General features: G+C 52.8%; 19 protein-coding genes. 11 read left to right on the plus strand and 8 right to left on the minus strand.

Annotated elements, in window-relative coordinates:
- From ACQZ5F_RS21175 to ACQZ5F_RS21220, 10 genes are all read left to right on the plus strand, one after another.
- Complete coding sequence (locus ACQZ5F_RS21175; protein WP_448730929.1) at window positions 1–1,338, plus strand: AMP-binding protein; 1,338 nt, start codon at window positions 1–3, stop codon at window positions 1,336–1,338.
- A complete protein-coding gene (locus tag ACQZ5F_RS21180; protein WP_448730930.1) occupies window positions 1,335–2,348 on the plus strand; it encodes a LuxE/PaaK family acyltransferase in 1,014 nt (337 codons plus the stop codon). Before ACQZ5F_RS21175 ends, ACQZ5F_RS21180 begins: the two co-directional genes overlap by 4 nt.
- Window positions 2,335–3,528 (plus strand): acyl-CoA reductase, encoded by a 1,194-nt coding sequence (locus ACQZ5F_RS21185; RefSeq protein WP_448730931.1) that lies wholly within the window; start codon window positions 2,335–2,337, stop codon window positions 3,526–3,528. The genes ACQZ5F_RS21180 and ACQZ5F_RS21185 overlap by 14 nt, the downstream gene beginning before the upstream one ends.
- Window positions 3,529–3,581: 53 nt before the next feature.
- A complete protein-coding gene (fabZ, locus tag ACQZ5F_RS21190) occupies window positions 3,582–4,037 on the plus strand; it encodes a 3-hydroxyacyl-ACP dehydratase FabZ (protein WP_111793628.1) in 456 nt (151 codons plus the stop codon).
- Between the two features lie 2 nt (window positions 4,038–4,039).
- On the plus strand, window positions 4,040–5,629 hold the full coding sequence (locus ACQZ5F_RS21195) for a GMC family oxidoreductase (protein ID WP_448730932.1): 1,590 nt from the start codon (window positions 4,040–4,042) through the stop codon (window positions 5,627–5,629).
- Window positions 5,619–6,005: a hypothetical protein gene (locus tag ACQZ5F_RS21200; RefSeq protein ID WP_448730933.1), complete on the plus strand. Its 387-nt coding sequence runs from the start codon at window positions 5,619–5,621 to the stop codon at window positions 6,003–6,005. The genes ACQZ5F_RS21195 and ACQZ5F_RS21200 overlap by 11 nt, the downstream gene beginning before the upstream one ends.
- Window positions 6,002–6,733, plus strand: a complete 732-nt coding sequence (locus ACQZ5F_RS21205; RefSeq protein WP_448730934.1) for an SDR family NAD(P)-dependent oxidoreductase — start codon at window positions 6,002–6,004, stop codon at window positions 6,731–6,733. The genes ACQZ5F_RS21200 and ACQZ5F_RS21205 overlap by 4 nt, the downstream gene beginning before the upstream one ends.
- Before the next feature lie 135 nt (window positions 6,734–6,868).
- Window positions 6,869–7,804 carry a hypothetical protein gene (locus ACQZ5F_RS21210; protein ID WP_448730935.1) on the plus strand — a complete coding sequence of 312 codons (936 nt, stop codon included), beginning with the start codon at window positions 6,869–6,871 and terminating at the stop codon, window positions 7,802–7,804.
- 364 nt (window positions 7,805–8,168) lie between these two features.
- Window positions 8,169–9,398 carry a class I SAM-dependent methyltransferase gene (locus ACQZ5F_RS21215; protein ID WP_448730936.1) on the plus strand — a complete coding sequence of 410 codons (1,230 nt, stop codon included), beginning with the start codon at window positions 8,169–8,171 and terminating at the stop codon, window positions 9,396–9,398.
- A gap of 83 nt (window positions 9,399–9,481) precedes the next feature.
- On the plus strand, window positions 9,482–12,244 hold the full coding sequence (locus ACQZ5F_RS21220) for a glycosyltransferase (protein ID WP_448730937.1): 2,763 nt from the start codon (window positions 9,482–9,484) through the stop codon (window positions 12,242–12,244).
- Window positions 12,245–12,412: 168 nt separating this feature from the next.
- On the opposite strand, the gene ACQZ5F_RS21225 is transcribed toward ACQZ5F_RS21220, so the two are convergent.
- The 8 genes from ACQZ5F_RS21225 to ACQZ5F_RS21260 form a co-directional block, all read right to left on the minus strand.
- Window positions 12,413–14,200, minus strand: coding sequence for a rhamnan synthesis F family protein (locus tag ACQZ5F_RS21225; protein ID WP_448730938.1), 1,788 nt, complete (start codon window positions 14,198–14,200; stop codon window positions 12,413–12,415).
- 71 nt (window positions 14,201–14,271) lie between these two features.
- Window positions 14,272–15,123, minus strand: coding sequence for a glycosyltransferase (locus ACQZ5F_RS21230; RefSeq protein WP_448730974.1), 852 nt, complete (start codon window positions 15,121–15,123; stop codon window positions 14,272–14,274).
- A gap of 2 nt (window positions 15,124–15,125) precedes the next feature.
- Window positions 15,126–16,391, minus strand: coding sequence for a rhamnan synthesis F family protein (locus ACQZ5F_RS21235; protein ID WP_448730939.1), 1,266 nt, complete (start codon window positions 16,389–16,391; stop codon window positions 15,126–15,128).
- A 179-nt stretch (window positions 16,392–16,570) separates the two neighbouring features.
- On the minus strand, window positions 16,571–17,437 hold the full coding sequence (rfbA, locus tag ACQZ5F_RS21240; RefSeq protein WP_444552760.1) for a glucose-1-phosphate thymidylyltransferase RfbA: 867 nt from the start codon (window positions 17,435–17,437) through the stop codon (window positions 16,571–16,573).
- Window positions 17,434–18,327, minus strand: a complete 894-nt coding sequence (gene rfbD / locus ACQZ5F_RS21245; RefSeq protein WP_448730940.1) for a dTDP-4-dehydrorhamnose reductase — start codon at window positions 18,325–18,327, stop codon at window positions 17,434–17,436. The genes rfbA and rfbD overlap by 4 nt, the downstream gene beginning before the upstream one ends.
- Window positions 18,328–18,331: 4 nt before the next feature.
- A complete protein-coding gene (rfbB, locus tag ACQZ5F_RS21250) occupies window positions 18,332–19,387 on the minus strand; it encodes a dTDP-glucose 4,6-dehydratase (RefSeq protein ID WP_225338135.1) in 1,056 nt (351 codons plus the stop codon).
- A 2-nt stretch (window positions 19,388–19,389) separates the two neighbouring features.
- Window positions 19,390–19,959, minus strand: coding sequence for a dTDP-4-dehydrorhamnose 3,5-epimerase (rfbC, locus tag ACQZ5F_RS21255; protein WP_080843011.1), 570 nt, complete (start codon window positions 19,957–19,959; stop codon window positions 19,390–19,392).
- A 289-nt stretch (window positions 19,960–20,248) separates the two neighbouring features.
- Window positions 20,249–22,315 carry an ATP-dependent helicase gene (locus ACQZ5F_RS21260; RefSeq protein ID WP_225338136.1) on the minus strand — a complete coding sequence of 689 codons (2,067 nt, stop codon included), beginning with the start codon at window positions 22,313–22,315 and terminating at the stop codon, window positions 20,249–20,251.
- Window positions 22,316–22,697: 382 nt separating this feature from the next.
- On the opposite strand from ACQZ5F_RS21260, the gene ACQZ5F_RS21265 reads away from it, so the two are divergent.
- Window positions 22,698–23,435, plus strand: a complete 738-nt coding sequence (locus tag ACQZ5F_RS21265) for a carboxylesterase family protein (protein ID WP_225338137.1) — start codon at window positions 22,698–22,700, stop codon at window positions 23,433–23,435.
- Window positions 23,436–23,503: the final 68 nt, after the last annotated feature.

A 23,503-nucleotide genomic window follows, 5' to 3' on the forward strand; every position in this document is an offset into this window, starting at 1 on the left:
TTGACGACACAAGATCGTGCCCTCAGTTATGCGCAGGTCTTTGATCTCGGCGACAAGCTCTTCAAGGGTTGCGGGCGGGGCGTTGTTGTTATGCTCTGTGACCGCTCCCCTGAGACCGTAGCCGCCTATGTAGGCGCGTTGCGGGCGGGCTTGGTGCCCCTGCTTATGGATGGTGCCGCTGTTCCGGCCGTCGTTGAACGTACTGTTCAGGCTTATTGTCCTGCATACCTGTTCAGCCCAACAGGCGCGGCGCCGGAAGGTTTTACGCCTCATGCCAAGGTCGGTGCGAAGGGAGTGCTTTTCGTCGCCAACAAGGCTGCGAAGGCGGAAATTCATCCTGACCTTTCGCTTCTGATACCTACGTCTGGATCCACCGGCGATCCTAAAGCCGTTCGTATTACTAGCCGAAACCTGCAGGCCTGTACTGATGCTATTTGCGATTATCTTGCAATGGCGGAAGATCGGGTTGCGGTGTCGCTTTTGCCGCTGCATTATTCATATGGTCTCTCGGTGCTGCACAACGTCATGAACGTTCGTGGACGCATCGTATTGACCGAGCTTTCTGTTCTAGACCGAGGGTTGTTTGGTTTTTGCGAGGAACAGGGCGTGACGGATATCGCCGGTGTGCCTTTCATTTTCGATATTTTGCGGCGCTCCAGGCTGCCCGAGGGGCTGGCTCGTTCACTCGTTTGCGTCACACAGGCGGGCGGACGGCTCGATCCAAAGATCACAAGGCACTTTCTTGAGCGGTTCGCGGACACGGGTACACGTTATTTCACCATGTACGGCCAAACCGAGGCAGCGCCGCGTATTTCGTACGTGCCGCCTGAGGCGGGCCTCGAAAAGCTGGGATCGGTCGGTGTACCGATCTCTTGTGGGCGCGTGCATATCGATGGTGATGGAGAGGGTGAGTTGGTTTATTCCGGCTCCAACGTATCGATGGGTTACGCACAGGGATTTGTAGATCTTGCGCGCGGTGATGAATTTCGAGGTATACTCCGTACCGGCGATCTTGCGACGATCGATGCCGATGGCTTCATAACCATCACCGGTCGTCTCAAACGAACTATAAAACTTCACGGGATTTCTGTGAATCTTGACCATGTAGAAAGCGTGCTTGTCAGCGCCGGAATCGATTGCATGGTTGTGGGGAGCGAAAATCGCATGATCGTTTGCTATTGTGGTAGCGATCACGCGGACGTAAACGCTGCGATGTCTCACAATTTCTTCTTCCACCCTTCGACCATTGCCCTTCAGGAGGTTGCCCTCCTGCCTCGAACCGCAGTCGGCAAGCCCGACTACGTCGCTGCCTTGAATGCCTATGGAGATGTGCGTTGACTTCAACGATACTCGACGATCTCATCGCGTTGACAGAACATCACCGCGCGGCTTGCGAGCCCTACGCCAATTACTGCGATACGCTTTATACGCGAGATCGTCCGCCACAAAGCCTCGCTGATCTACCTTTCCTGCCTGTGCGCGCCTTCAAGGATTTCGACCTTCGAAGCGTGTCGGAGGAGGATGTTTTCAAGGTAATGATGTCTTCAGGGACATCCGGGTCACGGTCACGCATTTATATCGATCGGGAAACGGCGCAGGCTCAAACCCGTACGTTGCTGGCGATCTGCGGCGAAGCGTTCGGCAAGGCCCGTTCGCCTATGCTGGTTATTGACAGCGAGAGCACGATCAAGGATCGCAACCGTTTCTCCGCCCGCACCGCGGCCGTAAACGGCTTTTCGATCATGGCACGCGACCGGTGCTTTGCACTGGACGACGACATGTCACTGAACATTCCGCGCGTGCTCGACTTTTTGAAACAACACAACGATAAGCGCATCTTTATATTTGGTTTCACGTTTCTTGTCTGGCAAGCGTTTTGCGAGGTTCTGCGCGAGGCAAACCAGAAGCTTCCGCTAGAAAACGCTTTCTTGCTGCACGGTGGCGGGTGGAAGAAGCTGGAAGCGGCGAAGGTTTCAAATCAGCAGTTTAAGGCTACCATTGCCGAGTGGACCGGCTGTACTGACGTGCGAAATTACTACGGCATGGTTGAACAGACCGGCACAATCTATATGGAATGCCGAGAAGGTCATCTGCATGCCAGCCCATGGTCTGACGTGCTGGTGAGAGACATTCACACGCACGAAGCGCTGCCGCATGGTGAAGTGGGCCTTATACAGGTGTTCTCCACAATCCAGAAAAGCTATCCTGGTCATGCGCTTCTGACTGAAGATATGGGTTTGACGCGCCACGCTTCTGAGTGTTCATGTGGACATTCCGGTACGATTGTTGAGGTTCATGGGCGCTTGCCGGCTGCCGAGGTTCGGGGGTGCAGCGATGCCTATATTTGATGCGCATCGTTTTGAAACAGGCCAGTGGCGACAGGGCTTTGATTTCGGTGGCAGAGCGCCGTTCGCGGATGAGAGCATTCAGGAATTCCTTAACACCCTTTCACGCGCTATCCTCACTGACAAAGAGGTGCGCGGTCATCCCGATCTTGCAACTTTCGGTTATTTTTGCCGCAAGGCTAACCTCGTGCGGGCGATTGCCGATGTGCATTCGATCTCTTCCCGCTTCGGCTGGGGTACGGTGGTACATGTCGCGCCAGGCAATATTCCACTGAACTTCGCTTTTTCTTTCGTAATGGGACTGCTTGCTGGCAATTCCAACATCGTTCGCTTGCCATCGCGGCATTTTCCGCAAACGATTCTTTGCATTGCTTTAATCGATCGATTGCTCGCCAATCCCGAATTCGAACAGATCGCGCGGCGTACCCGCTTCGTACAAACAGAGCGCGACAGCGCTGCCCTTAATGGATTGATCAACGAAGCTGCCGGACTTGTAGTCTGGGGCGGCGACGCGACGGTGCAAAAATTCCGGGCGCTGCCGAAATCGCCCGGTTGCGTTGAGGTTTATTTCCCTGACCGTGTCTCGTCGCTATTGGTGGATGCGACAGGCTATCTCTCGCTGTCGGATGAGGACGCGCGACTGAGCGCCCGCCGCTTTTTCAATGATACATTTGTCGTGGATCAGAATGCCTGTTCCTCGCCGACAACGGTTTTCTGGCTTGGTGACAAGGGTAATATCGACCAGGCAAAAACGAGGTTCTGGTCTTTTCTGGAGGCGATTTTAGGCGCTGAATACGTGCTTGATCCGATGGCGCGGATAAACCGCAACCTCGACATCCTCCGCGATGTGACCATGGTGGGACACGCGCTCAACCTCAATACCGAGCATGATGTTTGGCGCCTTGATGACCCCGAGGTGCTGGGCCTGCCGCTACGTTTCGGCACGTTCCTTGAGCTTCCAATTACGGACGTGAAGCAGGTGCTGACCTATTTGCGTCCGAACGAACAAACACTGACAACTCTCGGCATAGCGCCGGAAGATGTCTTCCGCGGGATGACTGTAGACGGGCAGATTCCAAATATCGACCGTATCGTGCCGGTGGGCAGTGCGCTGGACATCTCCTTCAACTGGGACGGCAAAGAGATTCTTGCCATCCTCTCCCGTAGAGTACAAATTTCCTGAAACCTTGCTGCGCGCTCTTATTAGCGGCACATGATATAGATGAGGCATTGCCAATGGCGTTTTCTCTAGATTGCGAAGAACTTAAAGCATATCAGCCCAATCGCTACCCCTTCCTCATGATCGATAAGGTGACTGAAGTCGAACCGGGGCAGTATGCCAAGGGCTTCAAGAACCTCACCAACAACGAATGGTATTTTCCAGTGCATTTCCCTGGTGGTCCCAACATGCCGGGCGCGCTACAGCTTGAGGCTATGGCACAGATGCTGACTGTGGCCATCACGACGCAGGAAGGCCTCAAAGGTAAAGTCACGCACGCGCTTGAGCATACGGTACGCTTCAAGAAGGAAGTTCGCCCCGGAGATCAACTGCTGATCGAGGCGACGATCGACAGCTGGCGGCGTGGAGTCTGCAAGGGTCGTGCCGTGGGTTACACCAATGGAGAGGTCGCTTGCGAAGCCAAGATGATGATCACCATACCGGATATTCTCGAACAATATCTTCCTAAATAAAAATGAACGATTTTGATGTCATCATCATTGGCAGCGGCGCAGCTGGTGCAGCCGCTGCTTGGCGACTTGCGACAAAGGGATTCAAGGTAGCTTGTGTGGAGAGGGGTCCTTGGATGGATCCAGCCTCATATCCCAGTACGCGCCCTGATTGGGAAGTGTTGAAGCGTACGTCGATGTCTCCGGTCGCCGCCACGCGAGGGGCTGTACAGGATTATCCCGTTGATGACAGCGCGTCATCTGTCGCCGTATGCAATTTCAATGCGGTTGGTGGCTCGACCATTCTTTATTCCGGACATTTTCCGCGTTTCCGTCCCGACGACTTCCGGCTTGCCACGACGGAAAGTCTTTCAGAGGACTGGCCAATTTCCTACAACGACCTGCGCCCCTATTTCGACCTTAATGAAGAGATGATGTCGGTTGCAGGGCTTGCAGGAGACCCGCTTTATCCCGACATTGAAAATCTGTTGCCACCAGTACCGCTCGGCGATGTGGGGACGCGGCTTGCTCATGCGTTCAACGCCAAAGGCTGGCATTGGTGGCCAAGCTATTCTGCAATCTCGACAAGGGATCGTCGCGGGCGCTCTGCTTGCCTCAATCTAGGCCCATGCAATACGGGCTGTCCGCAGGGCGCCAAATCGAGCACTGACATCACCTATCTCGCTCGCGCGAAGGCGACGTCACTGGAGGTTCTCGACGAGACGGCTGTTTCGCATCTTCTGGTGGAAAACGGGCGCGTGGCCGGAGTGTGCGTTACCGACAAGCACCGCAACAAGAAGACCCTTCGTAGCCCGCGCGTGATCCTCGCCGCAAGCGCCATAGGTACGCCGCGTCTGCTGCTGAACACTCGGAGCGACGATCATCCACGTGGCTTGGGCAACGGCCAAGACCAGGTCGGGCGCAATCTGATGATCCACCCGCTTGGCTATGTGGAAGGCGTTTTTCCCGAGGTGCTCGATACCGATACAGGCCCCCAGGGTTGCATGCTCTACAGCCTTGAGCATTACCGTAGTCCGGATGCGGGCCATAAACTGGGCTATATGATGCACGCTTTGCGCGGTACGGGTCCGCTAGAGACGGCACAATCTGCCTACGGACGGCGAAAGCTGCGGTTTGGAGAGCATCTCTACGATGATTTCGGGGCCTTCTGGCGTAAGCAAGCGGTGATCTCGATCATCTGCGAAGATCTACCCGATCCGGAGAACCGCGTGGAGCTCGACACCACACGCACAGATGCGCATGGCGATCCCGGCGTGCGGGTCAGCTATACTATGAGCGAGAATACTCGAAAGATGATGACCCATGGCATGGGCAAGGCACGTGAAGTACTTTCGACGGCCGGCGCGAGACAGATCTATGCGCACGGTCCTGTGCGTAACTCCGGGTGGCATGTAATGGGTACTGCGCGCATGGGATCTGATCCCAGCCGATCAGTGGTTGATCCTCGGGGCAAAGTACATGGCGTCGATGGGCTTTACGTGGTCGATTCCAGCGTTTTTGTGACCTCGTCCTGCGTAAATCCTGCAAATACAATTCAGGCGGTCGCCCTTTACCTCGCCGATGCCATTGCCGAAGAGGCCGCACATGTTGGTTGATGGACTGCTAGCGGCGATGTTCCCGGGAGACCCCGCCCATAATGTTCCTGGCTTCGCCGCACTCGGACTCGGTGCTGACGTCATCGGTAATCCGGAGATAACGCAGGCCATGGGCCACGCGCTTGCCGAACTGCCTGAAGCTGAAACCGCCGAGGTGAATGAAACTCTGCGTGCGTTACGCAAATCGCACTACGATGTGGCGCAGACATTTATTGATGCGGCGCTGGTCGCCTATTTTACCGCTCCAGCGGTCATCCGCGCGTTGCGCGGCGGACCCGAAACTCTCTTTCCGCACTCGCGGACATTGCCTGATATCGATTACGCACTGCTCGAACCCGTATTTGAGCGCGCCGCCCTGTCGGAGGGATCAGAATGAGTGAAAATAAGCCATTTGCCGTTGTGACGGGTGCCAATCGCGGAATTGGCCTTGCGATTACCGAACGGCTCGTGACGCAAGGTTATCGTGTCGCGGGCTGTGTGCGAAACGCCTCGCGAGATCTGCAGGATCTACTGTCCGCAGAGGAGGGGCACACCATTGTGACCCTGGACCTGCGTGACGATGCCGCCATCTCTGAGGCGGCTCGCACGGTGTTACGTTGGTCCAAGCAAATCGACGTTCTGGTTAATTGCGCCGGTATCGCTAGCGGCAGTCTCTTCACCATGACCCGAATGGACCAAATGCGTGATGTCTTTCAGGTGAACACCTTCGGGCCACTGCTCTTTACCCAGTACATTGCTCGTGCGATGACAAGAGCGAAAGCTGGAACAGTGATCAATATAGGCTCTACGGCGGGGCTTTTGGCAGATGCGGGCACCCTTGCCTACGGCGGCTCAAAGGCGGCACTCATCCACGCCACCCGCGTTCTAGCAATGGAACTTGGCGCAAGCGGTATCCGCGTAAACGCTATCGCGCCTGCCGTGGTAGAGACGGATATGGCTGCACAAATGGACGATGCCGCACGCGCTACCCTCGATACCCGGTCAGTACTAGCGGGAAAAATACTGCCTCGCGATGTGGCAGCACTGGTAAGCTATCTCATCTCACCGGAGGCAGCCCAGATGACAGGGCAGGTACTGCGCCTCGATCGCGGTATGTCGCTCTGATACAAAGGCATCGAAGACACGTTTTATTCTTTGAAATTCATGGATATACAGACTGCAGTGAAAATTTAATGTCTGTCGAAAGATAAATGGCCATTTCAAGATGACCAATCTTACCAAACGGGACGGCAGTATATTATGAATAAACTGAGCAGACCGGTCATCGTGGCGTGCCCTCCTTTTGACGATCGGAGTGGCGGAAACATTGTTCTCCACTACTTGGCTCACCGCTTACGTGGTGTGGGAGTGGACGCTTACGTCTTTCCTCTCATCGATGAAGCGTCTTCGGATATGCCGCGTCTGCTGCGCAAATTGCATAAAGCGCTGACAATGTGTAGATATATCTGGGGTTACTTACCCTTCAAAACGCATCCTGCGCTTAATACGCCTCTGCCGTCGCTGTCATCGCTTTGCCGTGGAATCGTCGTCTACCCCGAAATCGTAAGCGGTAACCCGTTGGGTTTAGCCCGCGTGGTGCGTTGGATCCTCTACACACCGCGCGGCCACGGGGTAGGTGAGGATTTTGAAAAACAGATTCCCGGGGAGAAGGTATTCTTTTTTCAACATCCCTTCATAGAGCATATCGACTGGATACCGCGCGAAAATTGTCTGCGCCTACAGTGGCATCGTGACGACATTTTCAACGACCCTGGCCCAGTTGAACGCACTGAAGTCTGCCGAATGATCCGTAAGGGAGATGCCATGACTAACAGCCTCCCCCCAGGGGCGGAGGGGGCCACCATGTTGGACGGCAAAAGCAACGAGGAGATCGCGGAGGTCTTCAAGCGCGCGCGTCTTTTCTATTGCCACGACCCCTATACGATGTACTGCGACTACGCCGCGCTCTGCGGCTGCCTTCCCATTGTAGTTCCCCCGCCGGGGCTATCTCGTACCGATTGGCGCCCTGAGAAGGACCGGCTCGGCATCGCCTATGGCGACAGTGCCGAGCAATTGGATTGGGCCGTGCGCACCCGCGCCGGTCTTATAGACCGGATCCGGGATCTCAAGCGACAGGAAGACGGAATGCTGGAGCATTTCATCTCCCGCCTTGCCGACGCTTTCACTCGACAATAGGATGTTTACCCCCCGTATTGGATATGATCCGCAGGAAGTGAAGAAGTTTTTGCTTCTTGAGAGGGTGGATGAGGTCACTCCCGTATCAGGGGGGCGTCAGAGTGCGCATCCGTCTTGCGGGAATTATGATACCGCATGGAGGTCTGGATCACAACCAAAGCAAGTACACCGACACGCAGGACGATATGAAAAGCTCTGACATCCCCCAATCTCCGTTAGCACATCGTGTGGATCAGACTCTGCTTAATTTGCAACCCCTCAAATATAGTCATTCAGGAAGGGAACCTTTCTGAACTCAAGATGTTAACCCCCGATGTGCTGAAAATGAAACGATTCACTTTCAGCGGCCGTTGGGGAGAAATAGATGGAAAGAGATTTAAAGTCCAGAATTATTGGATTATATCGCAGAATAAAAAAGAACAGAATTTCTGTGCGCATTAGGGATGTGGATAATCGTATCCAAGAAAACCTAAAGATTAGTAGCTATATTGTAAGGCAAAACAATAATCAATTGACTTCAATGGAGGAAATGAAAAAACTATGCGTATCTAGCAAATATTCCATTGATAATGTTGGTGAATCGTGCGCAAATATAAATAAATTAATTGAAGAAAATTTGAAAACAAATAGAGAATATGCAAATATTCTGGAGGTTATCCTAAGCGAGGGCAGGGATGCTATTCAAATAGCTGATGAAATTAGAAAACAAAATAATATTCATGATAATCGTATTCGTCAACTGGAGTTATGTGTTCTTCATCTCATGAAACAAGCTGGAGTTTCTGTCGAATCGTTAGCTGTCGAAGCATCCGACAGTCAGCAGCCAGCTATCGCTAATGATATAAGATTTCTCAAGCTCGAGTTAACAAAGAGCAGTGTCATCAAAAGCATAGATCGCATCCGCGCGCTAACGGAGTTGCAATGCCGGGACGTCGAGTTCCTGGAGCACACGTTGATACCTGAATTGGGTCTAGCGCAAGAAGACTGGTCGTTCCCTCCAGAAATCGCCCATTTGTCTGGGAAGGGCCTGCATTTGCTCCAGTTGCCATGCCAGCTCGCGCCTCTATTGGCGTGGCTTGCCGACAATGCGCGTGGCATCGAATGCTATTTGGAAATCGGTGTTCGTTGGGGTGGGATGTTCATTCTCATTTCGGAATGGCTTAGACGCTTTTCGCCTGAGTTGCGTAAGGTCATAGCGCTTGATCCTGCTGAAATGTCGCCCCTTATTAGGGAGTATGCAGACTATATAAGCACAATAGATGGAGATCGCAGGCTTGAGGTTCGATATGAAAAAGAATACTCGACATCTGTAGTCGCTAAAGATCTGGTCCTAAACTTGAGGCCTGATTTCGTTTTTATCGACGGCGATCACCGATATGAGGGTGTAAGCCACGACTATGAACTCGTCCGTGATCGGGCAAAAATGCTCATGTTCCACGATATTTGTGCAAGCTCTTGGCCAGGTGTTGGCAGATTGTGGCGGGAGGTGCTGACACAAAACTCCAAAACTCATTCTGCGGTTGAATTCACAAAACAATACCAGTCCGGCGATGGAGGTGGTATGGGCCTTGGCGTTGTTAAGGTACGCCGATAGGCATCACACCCGCAGGCTTGAATGGATTGCGAATTCTGCATGATTGACGACGATCGTGGATATTGTAAGCGAAGGAAATAAATATGAATACTCATAAATCGCCATCGTTGCAGGATGACGTGGTGTCTCCCAACCCAGAGGCAGCTTCCACGATGGTGGATGTCATGGGTAAGATCGACGAAAGCCGTATGATTGGCTCGTTCAGGGACGATCTCACGGAAGGGGATAAGCTGACGCTCAAAAACTTCATAGGGCGGGAATTTGGCCTCGAACAACTAGAGGTGCTGACGGATGTAGCCGATGTGCTGGCTGCTGTTGAGCGACATGAACACCTACAGATGCAGATTGATCTGTTATGTCTCGACGTTACGGTAGCACGGAATTGCGAAGGCGCAGTGTTTGCCCGGCTTTTAAAGCAACTGTCGCCCAAGGGAATCGTCTGCATTGAAGCCAGTGACAAAACTGAGCGGATTAAGGCCGATGCACTCTCGGAATACGCTTTAGACGCAGTAATGGTGGTTCCCGGCTTTGCGGTATTCGTCCAGGTCGACGGCGAACGATCGCCCTCTAGCGTATGCTACCAGATAGACCTATTCCGCCGGCGGCGCTATGTTAAACGTAAGCAGCAGGGGAGGCTGGCCGCGGGCCCAAAGGTGCCCGAAGTGGCGGTGATCGTGCTGACGCATCAGCATGAAACATTTATCGCCGAATGCCTTCGTTCCGTCATAATGCAGCGTGGCGACTTCACCATGCGTGTGCTGGTTATAGATGATGCATCTACGGACAAAACCATACAAGTTGCGCGGTCCATCATCGCGGAGAACAGTAGCGACCGCATAAAATTTGAGGTTAGGGTCAATCTCGAGAATACGGGTACTGGTACTAACTGGGGGGCTGCCCTGAGCTGGGCGCAGGGAGCCGATTTTGTAGCGCCCTGCTTCGGCGATGACTTCTGGGAGTCGGAAAACCGGCTCCAAGAGCATCTTGATTTTCTGCGTAAATGGCCAGATGTGGTCATGTCGTTCAATTCCACTGCTTCTTCGTTCAACGCCTCGCGCCGCCACGGAGGCACTGTTATAGCCGAAGAAATCATAACTGGTTCCAATATAGTAGAGGATAATCCAGTTATGAGTCTGGGCTGCACCTTTTATCGTGGGGAGATGGCCGAAGTACTTCCGTATAAATGGCTATTAAAAGAAAAGGATAGCAATTATAACTGGAAATTCAATATTTACTGCGGCCAATTTGGGCCAATTGGGCACTTGAATAAAGTCCTTACGTACAGCCGCAAAGATAGTCCGGCTACATGGAGGAAATCTCCTTGGAATGTATCTAGAGCTTCTGCGATTCTGTCAGAAGTTGAATATATGAATGGTATGTTCGACTTTAATTATAGAAATGAGTTTGAAAATGTTAATGAATTTTGTTACTCAATTTTAGGGGGGGCTGTAGCTTATAATGACGAAAATTCGAAAAAAATAGACGTAATAGTTCTGGATGATACATTTCCGACGCCGAAGAATGGATTTCGCTATCTTGAGTTTACGTCTTATCTGCAAGAATTTCCCTCATCTTTAGTTCTGAGTACCGGGAATGCGACGAGCTTGGTGGACAGCACGCCCCATGACTTGCTCATTTTTAACTATCAACGCAAATACCCGGAATTAGGAAATAGAGTTATCGCAAAGCGAGGGAAATTCCCGCTACATTTGGGTAAATTGATTTATATTATGTTCCTGCACAACACCTACGCAATGCTTCCGGAAATTGAAGAGGCTGGTGTGCAGTTTATATTTACGCTGTATCCTGGGGGTGGGTTTGCTTTAAATAATCCCGAGGTTGACCGCCAACTCACCCGGGTATTTGGATCCCAGTTTTTTCAAAAAGTCATTGTGACGCAGCAGGTAATATACGAATACCTCGTTAGAAAAGGATTATGTCCACCTGAAAAGATAGAAATAATCTATGGCGGTGTAATGCCCGAGGTCGGCGGGACCTTGCTTTCCAAGCGTCGATGGGGGGAGGAAAAGGCCCATTTGGACATATGTTTCATGGCGCACAAGTACACCCCGCGCGGTGAGGACAAGGGCTACGATGTGTTCTTGGAAGTCGCCAAAATACTGCGGCAAAGCCATGACGATATTTATTTCCATGTGGCAGGGGGGTTCGATCAGCATGTCATAGATGTGAGTTCGCTGGGCGACCGGATAAAATTTTACGGCCCCCTAGGCCCGGATGCGATTGATGGCTTTTTCAGAGACATGGATATTATCCTGTCTCCCAACATCAGTGGAAAGATATACTCTGGATCGACTGACGGCTTTCCCACCGGCTGCTGCGTGGAGGCAGCCATGCGCGGGACAGCGATTTTCGCTACAGACGAATTCGACTCCGCCAAGGCCTGCTACACAGATGATCAGGACATTGTCATCGTTAAATATGATGTTAAGCACATCGTTGACAGGATAGAGCAGTATTATAGCGATCCTAGCGCTTTGAAATCCGTCGGCGAAAAGGGCATCAAAACCGTGAGGGATGTTCATCGCCTTGAGGCGCAAATGGTGCCACGCATTAATCTTCTGCGTGAAGCCATTCTCAATCCTCCCCCGGCTGGAGAAGCGCTGACTCTAAGAAGAAAAATCGCTGGGTTGCAGACCGAGCTTGCTCACCGCGACGAGCAACTCGCCGCTCTCACAAAAAAGAAAAGAAAACTATCGTTATTATTGCGCGGTTTGAGGCGTCTTCTGACCGGCCGCTCGGATACAACAGCTAAAGAGATTTTCCGTGTTTTCCGTTCCGGAGGTTTCAAGGGCTTGAGGCGAGCCTTACGCGATATCGGGAGCTGAATATACTTTCGGAAGCGACGGCGTCGTGAGCCGCGTTATGCTCTTAGCCAAATCTAGGTCACTCATACTAACCTTTCCCTTGACGCTGTCTTCTGATGAAGTCGAGATAATGGTTCTGGTACAAAGATGTTGGTGGGCGGTGGCGCCCACCCATCGCGAGCAGGGCGTCTACTGATGATTATTCCCAACGCCCGGTATAAGATCGCGCTCAAAGCCCTTGTCGACGAGAAACTGGACGACCTCCGGTATACTCCCCTCAGCAATTGCATCTTTGATGATCTGGGTTTTTACAAAAGGAAATCCTTTTTTGATTAACTCTCTCCAACAGTGGATAGAAGGATTACTATGCCAATTTCCGCGGTCGCCGTCGGTTTCATAAAGAGGGCCGCATGTTAGTCCCGCATGGGTCAATTTGCTTGTCATCCCAATTTCATACAATGCAATAATGCGGCTTTTATCTTGCCATGCGAGAACTGAATCCCAGAATCTCTGGACTGTTTGAGATTTCAAAGCTTTTTGATTAAGGTGGATAAAATAGCTCTGCAGGTGACGTCTACCAATGGTACTATCAGTCAATCCAGTAACATCGTAAGGGGAAGCCGACAGTTGGTTGAAAAGCGGCTTCAGCGAAGGCTCTTTCGGTATCATGCTGTCATTGGCGAAAAGTAGGGTTTCTGCACGCCAGATTTCCGGGCGTTTCCGCAGCGCTGCCGCCCAAAGGGCGAAATCATGACCGTCATTCGCGCGAGCGGCGAATCCATCACAGAATGCCTCGCCAGGGTCCTTGCCCTCGTTTGGAGATGTGAGGCTCACGCCAAGTCCATAGATGTGAAATCCCTGCTCCTTAAGTGCCCGCATGTAAGCCAGTGCGTGAGGCGCGAACCTACCATCCTCCCGGAGTAGTCCGACGAATAGACAGCAATTCTTGTTCTCTGGATTTGAAAGTGGACGATGCTCAACCCATTCAGCTTGCAGAACGGAGTGACCAATAATTTTGTTTCCACTGTTCAAGGGCAGCGGACTTATTGCGAAACCTGCTTTCTCAACGGCTGGCGGTATAAGCTTAAGCAATGCATCAGAGTCGTAGATGCCACTATCGACATCGGCAGACTCGATATTCATCGTTTTTATCCAAATGAGTGCGGATTTGCGTATTAGACATACTGCTGGAAATGACGGGCGGCTATCTATCTCTGCGAGGTCGAGATTCATAAGTTGCGCGAGACGCCTGGTTTTCCTGTCGGTTTTCTTTCCGCTACGACTGCTATTGTCGACGTCCCAAGTCAAAAGTCCAATGCCAGGATTATTCTGCATAAAACTCCATGCGGGACCCAGCTGAGAGGTTGCTTCACCAAAACGTTGCTGGAGTAAATACTGAATCGCTGGCCGGCTGGTTTCAGAGAATTTCGCCTCGTTCGCCAGAAAGATGAATTCGCTATGGTGGTCGCTAATTCCATCCAGAAGGTTTTTGAGGACCGCAGCCGAAAAGAAACCGTCTCTGACGGGGCGGAAAGGCAAAGAACTCTTAGTTCCTTCAGGTAGTCGAAAGTTATGAAACGCGAGCCTCTCTATATTGGAGGTCGCTCGGGTCATAAATCGCCCGAATGTTATTTCACGTAAATGTACCCCTGTAGACGTTCGGATTTCTGGCCAGTAGGTACCTTGTTTGCGCCTCACGTCATCGAGCATCTCTCTAATTTTTGTCCCGATTGGCCGGCGTTTTCTGCTTCTCGGGATGATGCAGACGTCAACAGGTGCGATAGACGTGAATTTCAGGGTATTGTTTCCCTGTATGGTTCTTATCAAAAAATATGATTTATTTCTTTGAAGATTTAGCAAGTATGATTCTTGTTTACCGCCCGCGTTAATTTCCACCCCGCAAAGGCCCGCATCTTGTGTTTTCACCACAAAATAGTGCTTGTTTATTGTTGATATTGAAACTTCTGTTGTGAACATTAATCTTCTTTGCCCGTTACGATCGCTATATCCTGCCGTCGTTTTTTACTTCGCAATGACGGGATGAGTTATTACTTTAACATCGCCTCGCGATATGTGCTGATGATCCCTTGGAAAAAGCCTAGCGCCTTAGCGCGACGCCGATCTGAAAAAAGCATTGCAGGTGAAAGAAACAAAAATATGGCTTGGCAGAGCGTAGACGACAACGGGAAAGGTCTATGGTGCTTCTTTCCCGTATATATTCTTGATCTCGCCATGTGATAGGCTTTGAAACGAGCAATCTCGGGTGAGCGACCCGAGGAGTGTCCACTGCTATGTACTACGAGTGCATCTCGAACAAACATGAGGGGCCCAGTCTTCGCGAGTCTGAGCGAGAGATCGTCATCCTCATGGTAAAGGAATATGTTTGGGTCAAAGCCCTTCGAATCGCGAAATATAGCGCTTGAAACAAAAATCGCTGCTCCACTCAATATAGAAATGGGCCTGTCTTGAGTGGGCCACCCCCGGGACATATATTGCTGGCGTGACAGAAGCCAAGAGCGCCTTTTAAAATAAGGTGTAGAATCACTGTTAGCAATCCGAGGATTGAAGGCAGAGGCTGCAGGATAGCGTTCGGCGGCGATTAACAAGGCATCGATAGCGCCATCGGTCAATCTTGCATCTGGATTGAGAAATAATAACCACGGGGTAGTAGCAACCTCTGCACCGGAGTTGCATCCACGCCCAAATCCCTCATTTTTATCAAGTTTTACAACACGAATACTGCGACTACTAGGAAAATCATGAAATCGATTATTTCCGCCGTTATCCACTAGTATGATAGGCGTTGCTTCAGGAACGGACGCAATCATTTCCGGGACAACGTCTTCGCTTCTATAGCATACCGAAATTACAGTGACGTCTGCTGTGGATAAATTTGGCACTCTCAAATAAACTCCACCATCGATATAGTTCCGTTGCGCGGTGTTGGCTGCTTCGCGGCGACCTTGTAGCCGGCTTGCTTGACGATGGAGGAAAAGGCGCGTTCCAAACCATGTTGGAGCGTACCTTTCTTTGCTCCGTTTTCTGGTTGAAAATCTTTGAGACTTATATTGGCACGCTCAAGCAGCTTAAATGCTGCTGGACGAAACCAGAACATCGTTCCTACAAAGAATTGCGTATCCCCGGGCTCGAAGGTCACATCCGCCCGTTTGAATACCTCTCGCATATGACCCAACTCATTCTTAATGTATTGCGATACAGGTTTTCCATTAAGCGGCAAACTCAAATTTCTTGGACCGAGAAGGCCGAGTTCGGGGTTCTCGGAAAAGGATTTAAGTACATGACGGCCTGCACCATTTGCTAAAAGACATGCAAATGTATAGCGACGAATTCGATGCCCAGAGATAGTTTCTTTGCCATTCTTTCGGGACAGTTTCCCATGAATCTTGCAAACGGCATCATAGTTTTTAAAAATTCCCTGCTTCAAAAGCTCCATGAATGGGCCGACATCGCGGCCGCGATTTTCCATAAGGATGATCCGAGCGTTTGGAAATGTTGTAAGTACATTGTCTTGAAAATTAGAATCTTGCGCCGTCACGCTGATAACGACGTCCATATCAACACCGTTTTGAAGAAGGGTGGATTTAATTTCGGGCCATGTTTCCATGTAGTGCAGATGAACATAGACGCAGGCCCGCACAGGTGGAGACAACATAGCGTTTTCAGCATGGTCGACGAGAGGCCATCCCTCATCTAGCCAATCCCAGCCATTGTTTTCTTTTGATAAATCATCAAGCCCATATAAACGCAGAGCGCGATATTCAACATTGGCGAACGCCGCAGCTTCCGCTACCTCTTGATCGCCAGAAAGACAGATAAGCTTCTCTCCGGGGCCGAAATTTTGAAGTCTATGGCGCTGAATAACAGCCCACGTCTTTTGTATGGAAAAGAACGTCTTGGATGCAGGTATGAAATCGATATCTGCTTCCCGTTCGCAGGGGCTGTCAGCTATGAAGCGAACTTTTCCAGCGCCGAGAGGTTTTTGTAAATGCAAGGCGTAGCGCAACTGGCCCCTGCTCAAATCCAGTCTGCAACACCGTTCGACGTCATCCGCGTCTATAAGTTCAATCGCTTGGACTTTGGGATCAATGTTCTGAAACGAAAGTCTGTAATATCCGGGTTCGAGAGAAATTGTCTTTACTTGAGACATCTAACAGTCCATCCCAAAGCGCCACTTAATCAAACAAGAACGGACGTAATAGAGATTGTCCGAACGTTTTGGCGATCTTTATCTGGATAATCATGCGTTGATGGTTATGACTTTGACGTGACGCAATTGAGTTGGGTAGGGCGCGCACCCTCCCAATTGTCCGATGCAGGGAACACTGATCATACATTCGCAAGTTTACGCAAGTAAACGCCATAATCGCCTTTACCCGCTTTTTCGGCAATTTCGACAAATTGCGACTTGGTGATGAAGCCTTTGCTCAGAGCGATTTCTTCCGGACAGGCAATCTTGAAGCCTTGTCGCTTCTCCAGCGTGCGCACGAATTCACCGGCTTCAAGAAGACTCTCCGGTGTGCCGGTATCAAGCCACGCGTAGCCGCGCCCCATGATTGATACTTTCAGCTTACCGCGCTCGAGATAGGTTCGATTTACATCCGTAATCTCGTACTCGCCGCGTGCGGAAGGTTTGAGGTTGGCTGCGATGTCGACCACATCCGCGTCGTAAAAATAAAGGCCGGTGACAGCCCAGTTGGACTTGGGCGTCGCGGGTTTTTCTTCGATGGACAGTGCACGCATTTCGCTATCGAAATCGACCACACCATAACGTTCTGGATCGTTTACATGATAGGCGAAAACCGTCGCTCCGTCGTTGACGCTTGTGCCAGCCTGCAGAAGTTCCGGCAATCCGTGACCGTAATAGATGTTGTCACCCAGGATAAGGCATGATGGGGAACCCGCCACGAAGTCCGCGCCAATCATATATGCCTGCGCCAGCCCATCCGGGCTTGGCTGAACCGCATATTCGATGGAAAGACCCCACTTTGAACCATCACCCAGAAGAGACTGGAAAAGCGGCATGTCATGGGGTGTAGAGATAATGAGAATCTCACGAATGCCGGCCAGCATCAGCGTGGTCAGCGGATAATAGATCATCGGCTTGTCGTAGACCGGCAGGATCTGCTTGGAGACCGCCAATGTCATCGGATGCAGACGCGTGCCGCTGCCTCCAGCCAGAATGATGCCCTTCATGGCGTTTCCTTTTTGCTCTGCGCAAGAGCGGTGACCACCGCGCGCGTTGATGTTTGCCAGCTCGGCAGCCTTATGCCGTAAACCTCTTCCAGCTTGCTGCAATCAAGCCGCGAGCTTGCCGGGCGCCGGGCCGGGGTAGGGTATTGCTCTGTCGTGATGTCGTTGACGATCATCGACTTCCCGCCGTTCTCCGCAGAAAATGCGAATATCTGTTTTGCGAAATTCGCCCAGTTCGTTTCACCGGTTCCAGACAGATGAAAAACTCCCCGAAGACGGGCTGAGGAATCTTGCGCTAGTTTTCTTGCGATTGTTACGATCGCGGTAGCGATGTCGTTGGCTGAAGTAGGGCATCCGAACTGGTCCGCAACCACATTCAGCTCGTCGCGGTTCTCGCTCAGCCGGAGCATGGTTTTCACGAAGTTGTTGCCATATTCCGAATAGACCCATGCGGTCCGCAGAACGGCGTAATTGTCGGTGGCCTCGGAAACGGCGCGTTCGCCTTCGAGCTTCGAACGGCCGTAGATGGAAGTCGGGCCTGTCGGATCACTTTCGACATAAGCGGTGGCCTTGGTGCCATCGAAAACATAATCCGTGGAAAGATGAATGATGGGAATGCCGAGGTCACTTGCCGCCTGCGCGACTGCCCTTGCTCCATCTCGATTAACGGCAAAAGCGATGTCAGGCTCGCTTTCGGCCTTGTCGACGGCGGTATAGGCGGCTGCCGATATCACGACATCGGGGTTTGCCTCGCGTAGCGCCGTCAAAACAGTTTCAGGTTGTGCAAGGTCGAGTTCCGGTCGGCCCAGAGCCACGATCTCCAGTTCGGCACTCGCCAATGCCTGGAGGGCACTGACGACCTGACCATTTTTGCCCGTAACTGCCAGCCGCATTCGCTCAGCCCTTTGTCAGAACGCCGAGACGTTCTCCGGCGTAAACACCCTCGCGAAGCGGCTGCCACCACCACGCATTGTCGAGATACCATTCCACGGTCTTACGGATGCCGGTGGCGAAATTTTCCTGGGCTTTCCAGCCAAGTTCGGTTTCGAGCTTGGTTGCATCGATGGCATAACGGGCATCGTGGCCGGGGCGATCCGTCACATATTTGATAAGCTCGGCATAGGGTTTCGTTTGCGGGCGCAGTTCGTCGAGAATGGAGCAGATGCAGTTGACGACATCGATGTTCTTCTGCTCGTTTCTGCCGCCGACATTGTACTTCTCGCCGGCAAGACCCTTCTGAACGATGAGCCATAGGGCGCGGGCATGGTCTTCCACATAAAGCCAGTCGCGGATGTTTGCGCCGTTTCCATAGACCGGCAGAGGCTTGCCTTCCAGCGCGTTGAGAATGATCAGCGGAATGAGCTTTTCCGGGAAATGGAATGGTCCGTAATTGTTGGAGCAGTTGGAAATGACGACCGGAAGGCCATAGGTCCGCTGCCAGGCCGTAGCGAGATGATCGCTCGCGGCTTTAGAGGCGGAGTATGGCGAAGAAGGGTCGTAAGGTGTTGTTTCTTCGAAAAGCCCGTTGTCCCCGAGCGAGCCATACACCTCGTCGGTTGACACATGAAGCATGCGGAAATTCGCCTTGGCGTCATCCGCGAGGCCGCTCCAATATTGCCGGGCTGCCTCCAGAATCGTGAAAGTGCCGTTGATATTGGTTTGAATAAAATCAGCGGCGCCGGTTATGGAGCGGTCGACATGGCTTTCGGCGGCCAGATGCATCACATAGTCCGGCTGGAACGTCGCGAAGGCGTCATTCATCGCGGTCCGGTCACATATGTCGGCCTGAAGAAAGCGGTGATTGGGTGAGTTTTCGATTGGCTTAAGAGAAGCCAGATTTCCCGCATATGTCAGCTTGTCGACAGTGAGAACATCCGCGCCAACCTCGCTTACGAGATAACGTACGAGGGCCGAGCCGATAAATCCGGCGCCGCCGGTAACTAGAACGCGCATCATCAGTTCCCAGTGTTTTCGTAAGTGAAATATTCAGGCAATTCGGACAGAAGCGGCTGTTTGGCATCTTTGTCGGAAAGGATGCAGCCATCCAGCTTCGGCCAGCTGATGCCGATGGCAGGGTCATCCCATTTAACGCCGCGGTCGTTGGCTGCACTGTAAGGGGCCGTCACTTTGTAAGAGATGACCGTGTCGTCAACGAGCGTCATGAAGCCATGCGCAAATCCCGCCGGAACCCACAGTTGCTCGCCATTTTCAGGTGAGAGTTCGACAGCGGCCCATTGTCCGAAGGTGGGCGATCCTGTTCTGATATCGACGGCGACATCCAGCAGCCGTCCCCGAATGCAGCGAACGAGCTTGCCCTGCGCAAAAGGCTCTGTCTGGAAATGAAGCCCTCGCACGGTTCCGGCCTGTGCGGACAGGGATTCATTGTCCTGCACGAACTCCACATCCGCTACATTTTCGCGAAACCATTCCCTCTTGAAAACCTCGCTGAAGTAACCCCTGCTATCGCCGAAACGAGCCGGAGTTATCTTTTTCAAGCTTGATATCGAGAATGCTTCTAGTTGCACTATGCGGATCCTGTCTGGTCTGCCTACTCAGGGTGATATGGCTTTATCGGCAGGGACAGTCAATAACGCTTTATTGATCGCCCACACAAGAGCAACAAGCTTTACGTTGAGCAGTATGCAGAAGCTTTCGGATCATCGCGTGTTTTTTTGCATCGCGTTCAGCCAAGCGCTCGCTAAATTCTCTCCATTTGCCACCCGCGCAGCGTGAAATCTATACTGCCTGTGCGTCAAGTCCACCGGGATTGATTGTGAATTGTTCCATGCGCTTTCCGGGGATGCGGTCGCACTCTTATTTCCACATCGCCCGCATCCGCGCGCCCACATCAATCCGGATCTGCTGCGCGCTGCGCTCCGAAGCCGCGGCCGATATGATGGGCCAGGTTGCCGTTTCGAAGAATTGCAGCAATGTCGCCGGTATGAAGCGGGTTCTTGAGGCGTAGACATGCCTGTCGCCCTGCTGGCTCTGGCCGCCGGTGAAGAACCGTTGGGGCGTGATCAGTGACAGGCCGTCCTTGGCGCGCGTCATCGCGACATAGAGTAGCCGTCGCTCCTCCTCCAGTTCCTGGGTGGTGCCGACGCCAAGATCGGATGGGATGCAGCCGTCGATGACATTCAGGATGAAGACGGAACGCCATTCCTGGCCTTTTGCCGAATGGATGGTCGACAGGGTCAGGTAATCCTCATCAAGCAGCGGCACGCCGGCCTGATCGCTGGTGGCGTCAGGCGGATCAAGTGTCAATTCCGTCAGGAATCGTTCGCGTGAGGGATAACCGCCGGCGATCTGTTCGAGCTGCAGCAGATCGGCCTTGCGGGTATCGGCATCCTCATGGATGCGTTCGAGATGGGGCTCGTACCACAACCTTGCCTGGCCGATTTCGTCCGGCCAGCCGTTTTGGCTCCGCCGCAGGCCCACCAGCATTTGCGTGAAGGCCGTCCAGTCATCGCCGGTCTTCGGCGGCGGCGGTATTTCGGCAAGGGCAAGCAGGGGCTCGGCGTCTGCAGCGATCGTATCGAGAATGTTGCCGGCCTTCTTCGGTCCGATGCCGGGCAGCATCTGCAGCAGCCGGAAGCCGGCGACACGGTCACGCGGGTTCTGGGCGAAGCGCAGCACGGCCAGCATGTCTTTCACATGGGCGCTGTCGAGGAATTTCAGGCCGCCGAATTTGACGAAGGGGATGTTGCGGCGGGTCAGTTCCACCTCGAGTGGACCGCTGTGGCTGGAGGTGCGAAACAGCACGGCCTGTTGTTTCAGCGTCATGCCGGTTTCGCGATTGGCAAGGACCTGATCGATGATGAAGTTCGCCTGTTCTGTTTCGTCCTTCACCGTCACGAGCTTGGGGCGCTCGAGCGACTGCCGCTCCGTCCAGAGGTTTTTGGTGAACCGCTCACGCGCCAGATCGATGACGCCATTGGCGGCGGCAAGAATTGGCTGCGTCGAGCGATAGTTGCGATCAAGCGTGATGATATCCGCCGCCGGGCTGAAGGATGCCGGAAAATCGAGGATGTTGCGCACCGTCGCAGCCCGGAACGAATAGATCGACTGCGCATCGTCGCCCACCACCGTCAACCCACGGCCACCGGGTTTGAGGGCCATCAGCACCGAAGCCTGCAGCCGGTTGGTATCCTGATATTCGTCGACCATCACATGGTCGAAACGGTTGCCGATATCGTCTGCCAGGATGGGGTCGCTCACCATCTGCGCCCAATAGAGCAGAAGATCGTCGTAATCGAGCACGTTCTGGACCTGCTTGGCTTCGACATAGGCCGCAAACAGTTGCTTGAGTTCACTCTCCCAGCTGGCGACCCACGGATAATGCTGGCGCAGGATCTCCTTCAGCGGCGTCTGGGAATTCACCGCACGCGAGTAGATCGCAAGGCATGTTCCCTTGGTCGGAAAACGGCTTTCGGTCTTGGAAAATCCCAGCTCGTGCCGGGCAAGGTTCATCAGGTCGGCGCTGTCTTCGCGGTCGTGGATGGTGAAATCGATATTGAGGCCGATCTGTTCGGCATAGATGCGCAACAGGCGTGCGCCGATGCCATGAAACGTGCCGGACCATGCCAGCGCGTCGGTGAGCGCGCCCGAATTGCCGCCGAGGACCTGTTTGCAGATACGCTCAACACGCCGCGACATTTCCGAGGCCGCGCGTCTGGAAAAGGTCATCAGCAGGATGCGGCGGGGGTCGGCGCCGTTGACGATCAGATGCGCGACGCGATGGGCGAGCGTATTGGTCTTGCCGGAACCGGCGCCGGCAATGATCAAGAGCGGTCCGGCCGTCTGTCCCTCTGCCAGCCCGACGCCGTGTTCCACCGCCTTGCGCTGCTGTTCGTTCAACTTGTCCAGATAGGCAACCGCCATGCCTGCAATCCTTGATATGTGGTTGTCCGTCCGTGGATAGCGGTCGAAATGGTCAGCCGTCGAGGCATCGGCTGGCCATTTCCACCGTTCCTGCAATGATTAGCAAAGACTCAAACACCAATCCAGAACAAATGCTGAACGCGCTGCACGGATCATTTTAGCCGGGATGCTGTTCCAAGAACCGTGGGCGGAAAGGATCTGATTTTCCCATCATGATAAGAATAGTAGTGAGGAAAATCTCGTACTTAATTGAAATATATATTCATTTATTGTGGTCTCTCCCGCGTTTCCTGTTTCAGGTCGGAAAGATTTGAACCAAGCCGGAGGCCTGCGAGTTCAATCATCGGCCTTGGGGAAGAGGCCAGTCTGTTGGGAGGACCAAATGAAAAATCTGAAATTCTGCCTGATCGCCGTTGCCGCCCTTGCGACCTCGACATTTGCCTTGGCCGAGCAGAAAGCCGTGAAATCCGATGTCACCATCGCCTCTGACATCAATTACCTGCTTTACACCCCGAAGGATTATGCTGGTTCGGACAAGACCTATCCTCTCGTCGTCTGGCTGCATGGCGGTGACCAAGGTGGCAGCGATGTTGAAAAACTGCGCACAAGTGGTCTGCCAAAAATGATCGAAGAGGGGCGCGATTTTCCTTTCCTGGTGTTTTCGCCGCAAAACCCCAGTGAGGAACTGCTTTATCCGATCGAGCGTGTCGCAGCCACTCTCCAGTCGGTGGTGGCCGATCATCGGGTGGACCGCAGCCGCATCTATCTGATCGGTTATAGCCGGGGTGGATTTGGGGCGTGGTCAATGGCCGAACAGTTTCCGGAGACCTTTGCTGCTGTCGTGCCGATTGCCGGCGGCGGTATCCGGCATTATCTCAACCGCACCAATGAAAAGACCGCCTTCTGGGCTTTCCACGGTGCAAATGACGAGGTGATACCGTTGTCCGACACCGTGGTTCTCGTTCAACGCCTTCAGGAGTTGAAACGCAATGTTCGGCTCACCGTGTTCGAGGAGACAAATCATCAGGCGGTGGAGGCAAAAGTGCTGAAGGACGAGGCGATGTGGACGTGGCTTCTCGAACAGAAGCTTGCTGAGGTCAAAGCACCGTCTTCTCCCTGAGTTTCGCCGGATCTCTGATTGAGGCGATCACAGACAAAGCCGCCCGGCGCTTCCGCCGGACGGTTGTC

It is taken from the genome of Agrobacterium sp. 22-210-1, from assembly GCF_053522525.1.

Excerpts from the sequence above, each read along its gene's own strand:
- ACQZ5F_RS21185 (WP_448730931.1), top strand. The coding sequence starts at position 2,335 with ATGCCTATATTTGATGCGCATCGTTTTGAAACAGGCCAGTGGCGACAG.
- fabZ (WP_111793628.1), top strand. The coding sequence starts at position 3,582 with ATGGCGTTTTCTCTAGATTGCGAAGAACTTAAAGCATATCAGCCCAAT.
- ACQZ5F_RS21195 (WP_448730932.1), top strand. The coding sequence starts at position 4,040 with ATGAACGATTTTGATGTCATCATCATTGGCAGCGGCGCAGCTGGTGCA.
- ACQZ5F_RS21200 (WP_448730933.1), top strand. The coding sequence starts at position 5,619 with ATGTTGGTTGATGGACTGCTAGCGGCGATGTTCCCGGGAGACCCCGCC.
- ACQZ5F_RS21205 (WP_448730934.1), top strand. The coding sequence starts at position 6,002 with ATGAGTGAAAATAAGCCATTTGCCGTTGTGACGGGTGCCAATCGCGGA.
- ACQZ5F_RS21210 (WP_448730935.1), top strand. The coding sequence starts at position 6,869 with ATGAATAAACTGAGCAGACCGGTCATCGTGGCGTGCCCTCCTTTTGAC.
- ACQZ5F_RS21215 (WP_448730936.1), top strand. The coding sequence starts at position 8,169 with ATGGAAAGAGATTTAAAGTCCAGAATTATTGGATTATATCGCAGAATA.
- ACQZ5F_RS21220 (WP_448730937.1), top strand. The coding sequence starts at position 9,482 with ATGAATACTCATAAATCGCCATCGTTGCAGGATGACGTGGTGTCTCCC.
- ACQZ5F_RS21225 (WP_448730938.1), bottom strand. The coding sequence starts at position 14,200 with ATGTTCACAACAGAAGTTTCAATATCAACAATAAACAAGCACTATTTT.
- ACQZ5F_RS21235 (WP_448730939.1), bottom strand. The coding sequence starts at position 16,391 with ATGTCTCAAGTAAAGACAATTTCTCTCGAACCCGGATATTACAGACTT.
- rfbA (WP_444552760.1), bottom strand. The coding sequence starts at position 17,437 with ATGAAGGGCATCATTCTGGCTGGAGGCAGCGGCACGCGTCTGCATCCG.
- rfbD (WP_448730940.1), bottom strand. The coding sequence starts at position 18,327 with ATGCGGCTGGCAGTTACGGGCAAAAATGGTCAGGTCGTCAGTGCCCTC.
- rfbB (WP_225338135.1), bottom strand. The coding sequence starts at position 19,387 with ATGCGCGTTCTAGTTACCGGCGGCGCCGGATTTATCGGCTCGGCCCTC.
- ACQZ5F_RS21260 (WP_225338136.1), bottom strand. The coding sequence starts at position 22,315 with ATGGCGGTTGCCTATCTGGACAAGTTGAACGAACAGCAGCGCAAGGCG.
- ACQZ5F_RS21265 (WP_225338137.1), top strand. The coding sequence starts at position 22,698 with ATGAAAAATCTGAAATTCTGCCTGATCGCCGTTGCCGCCCTTGCGACC.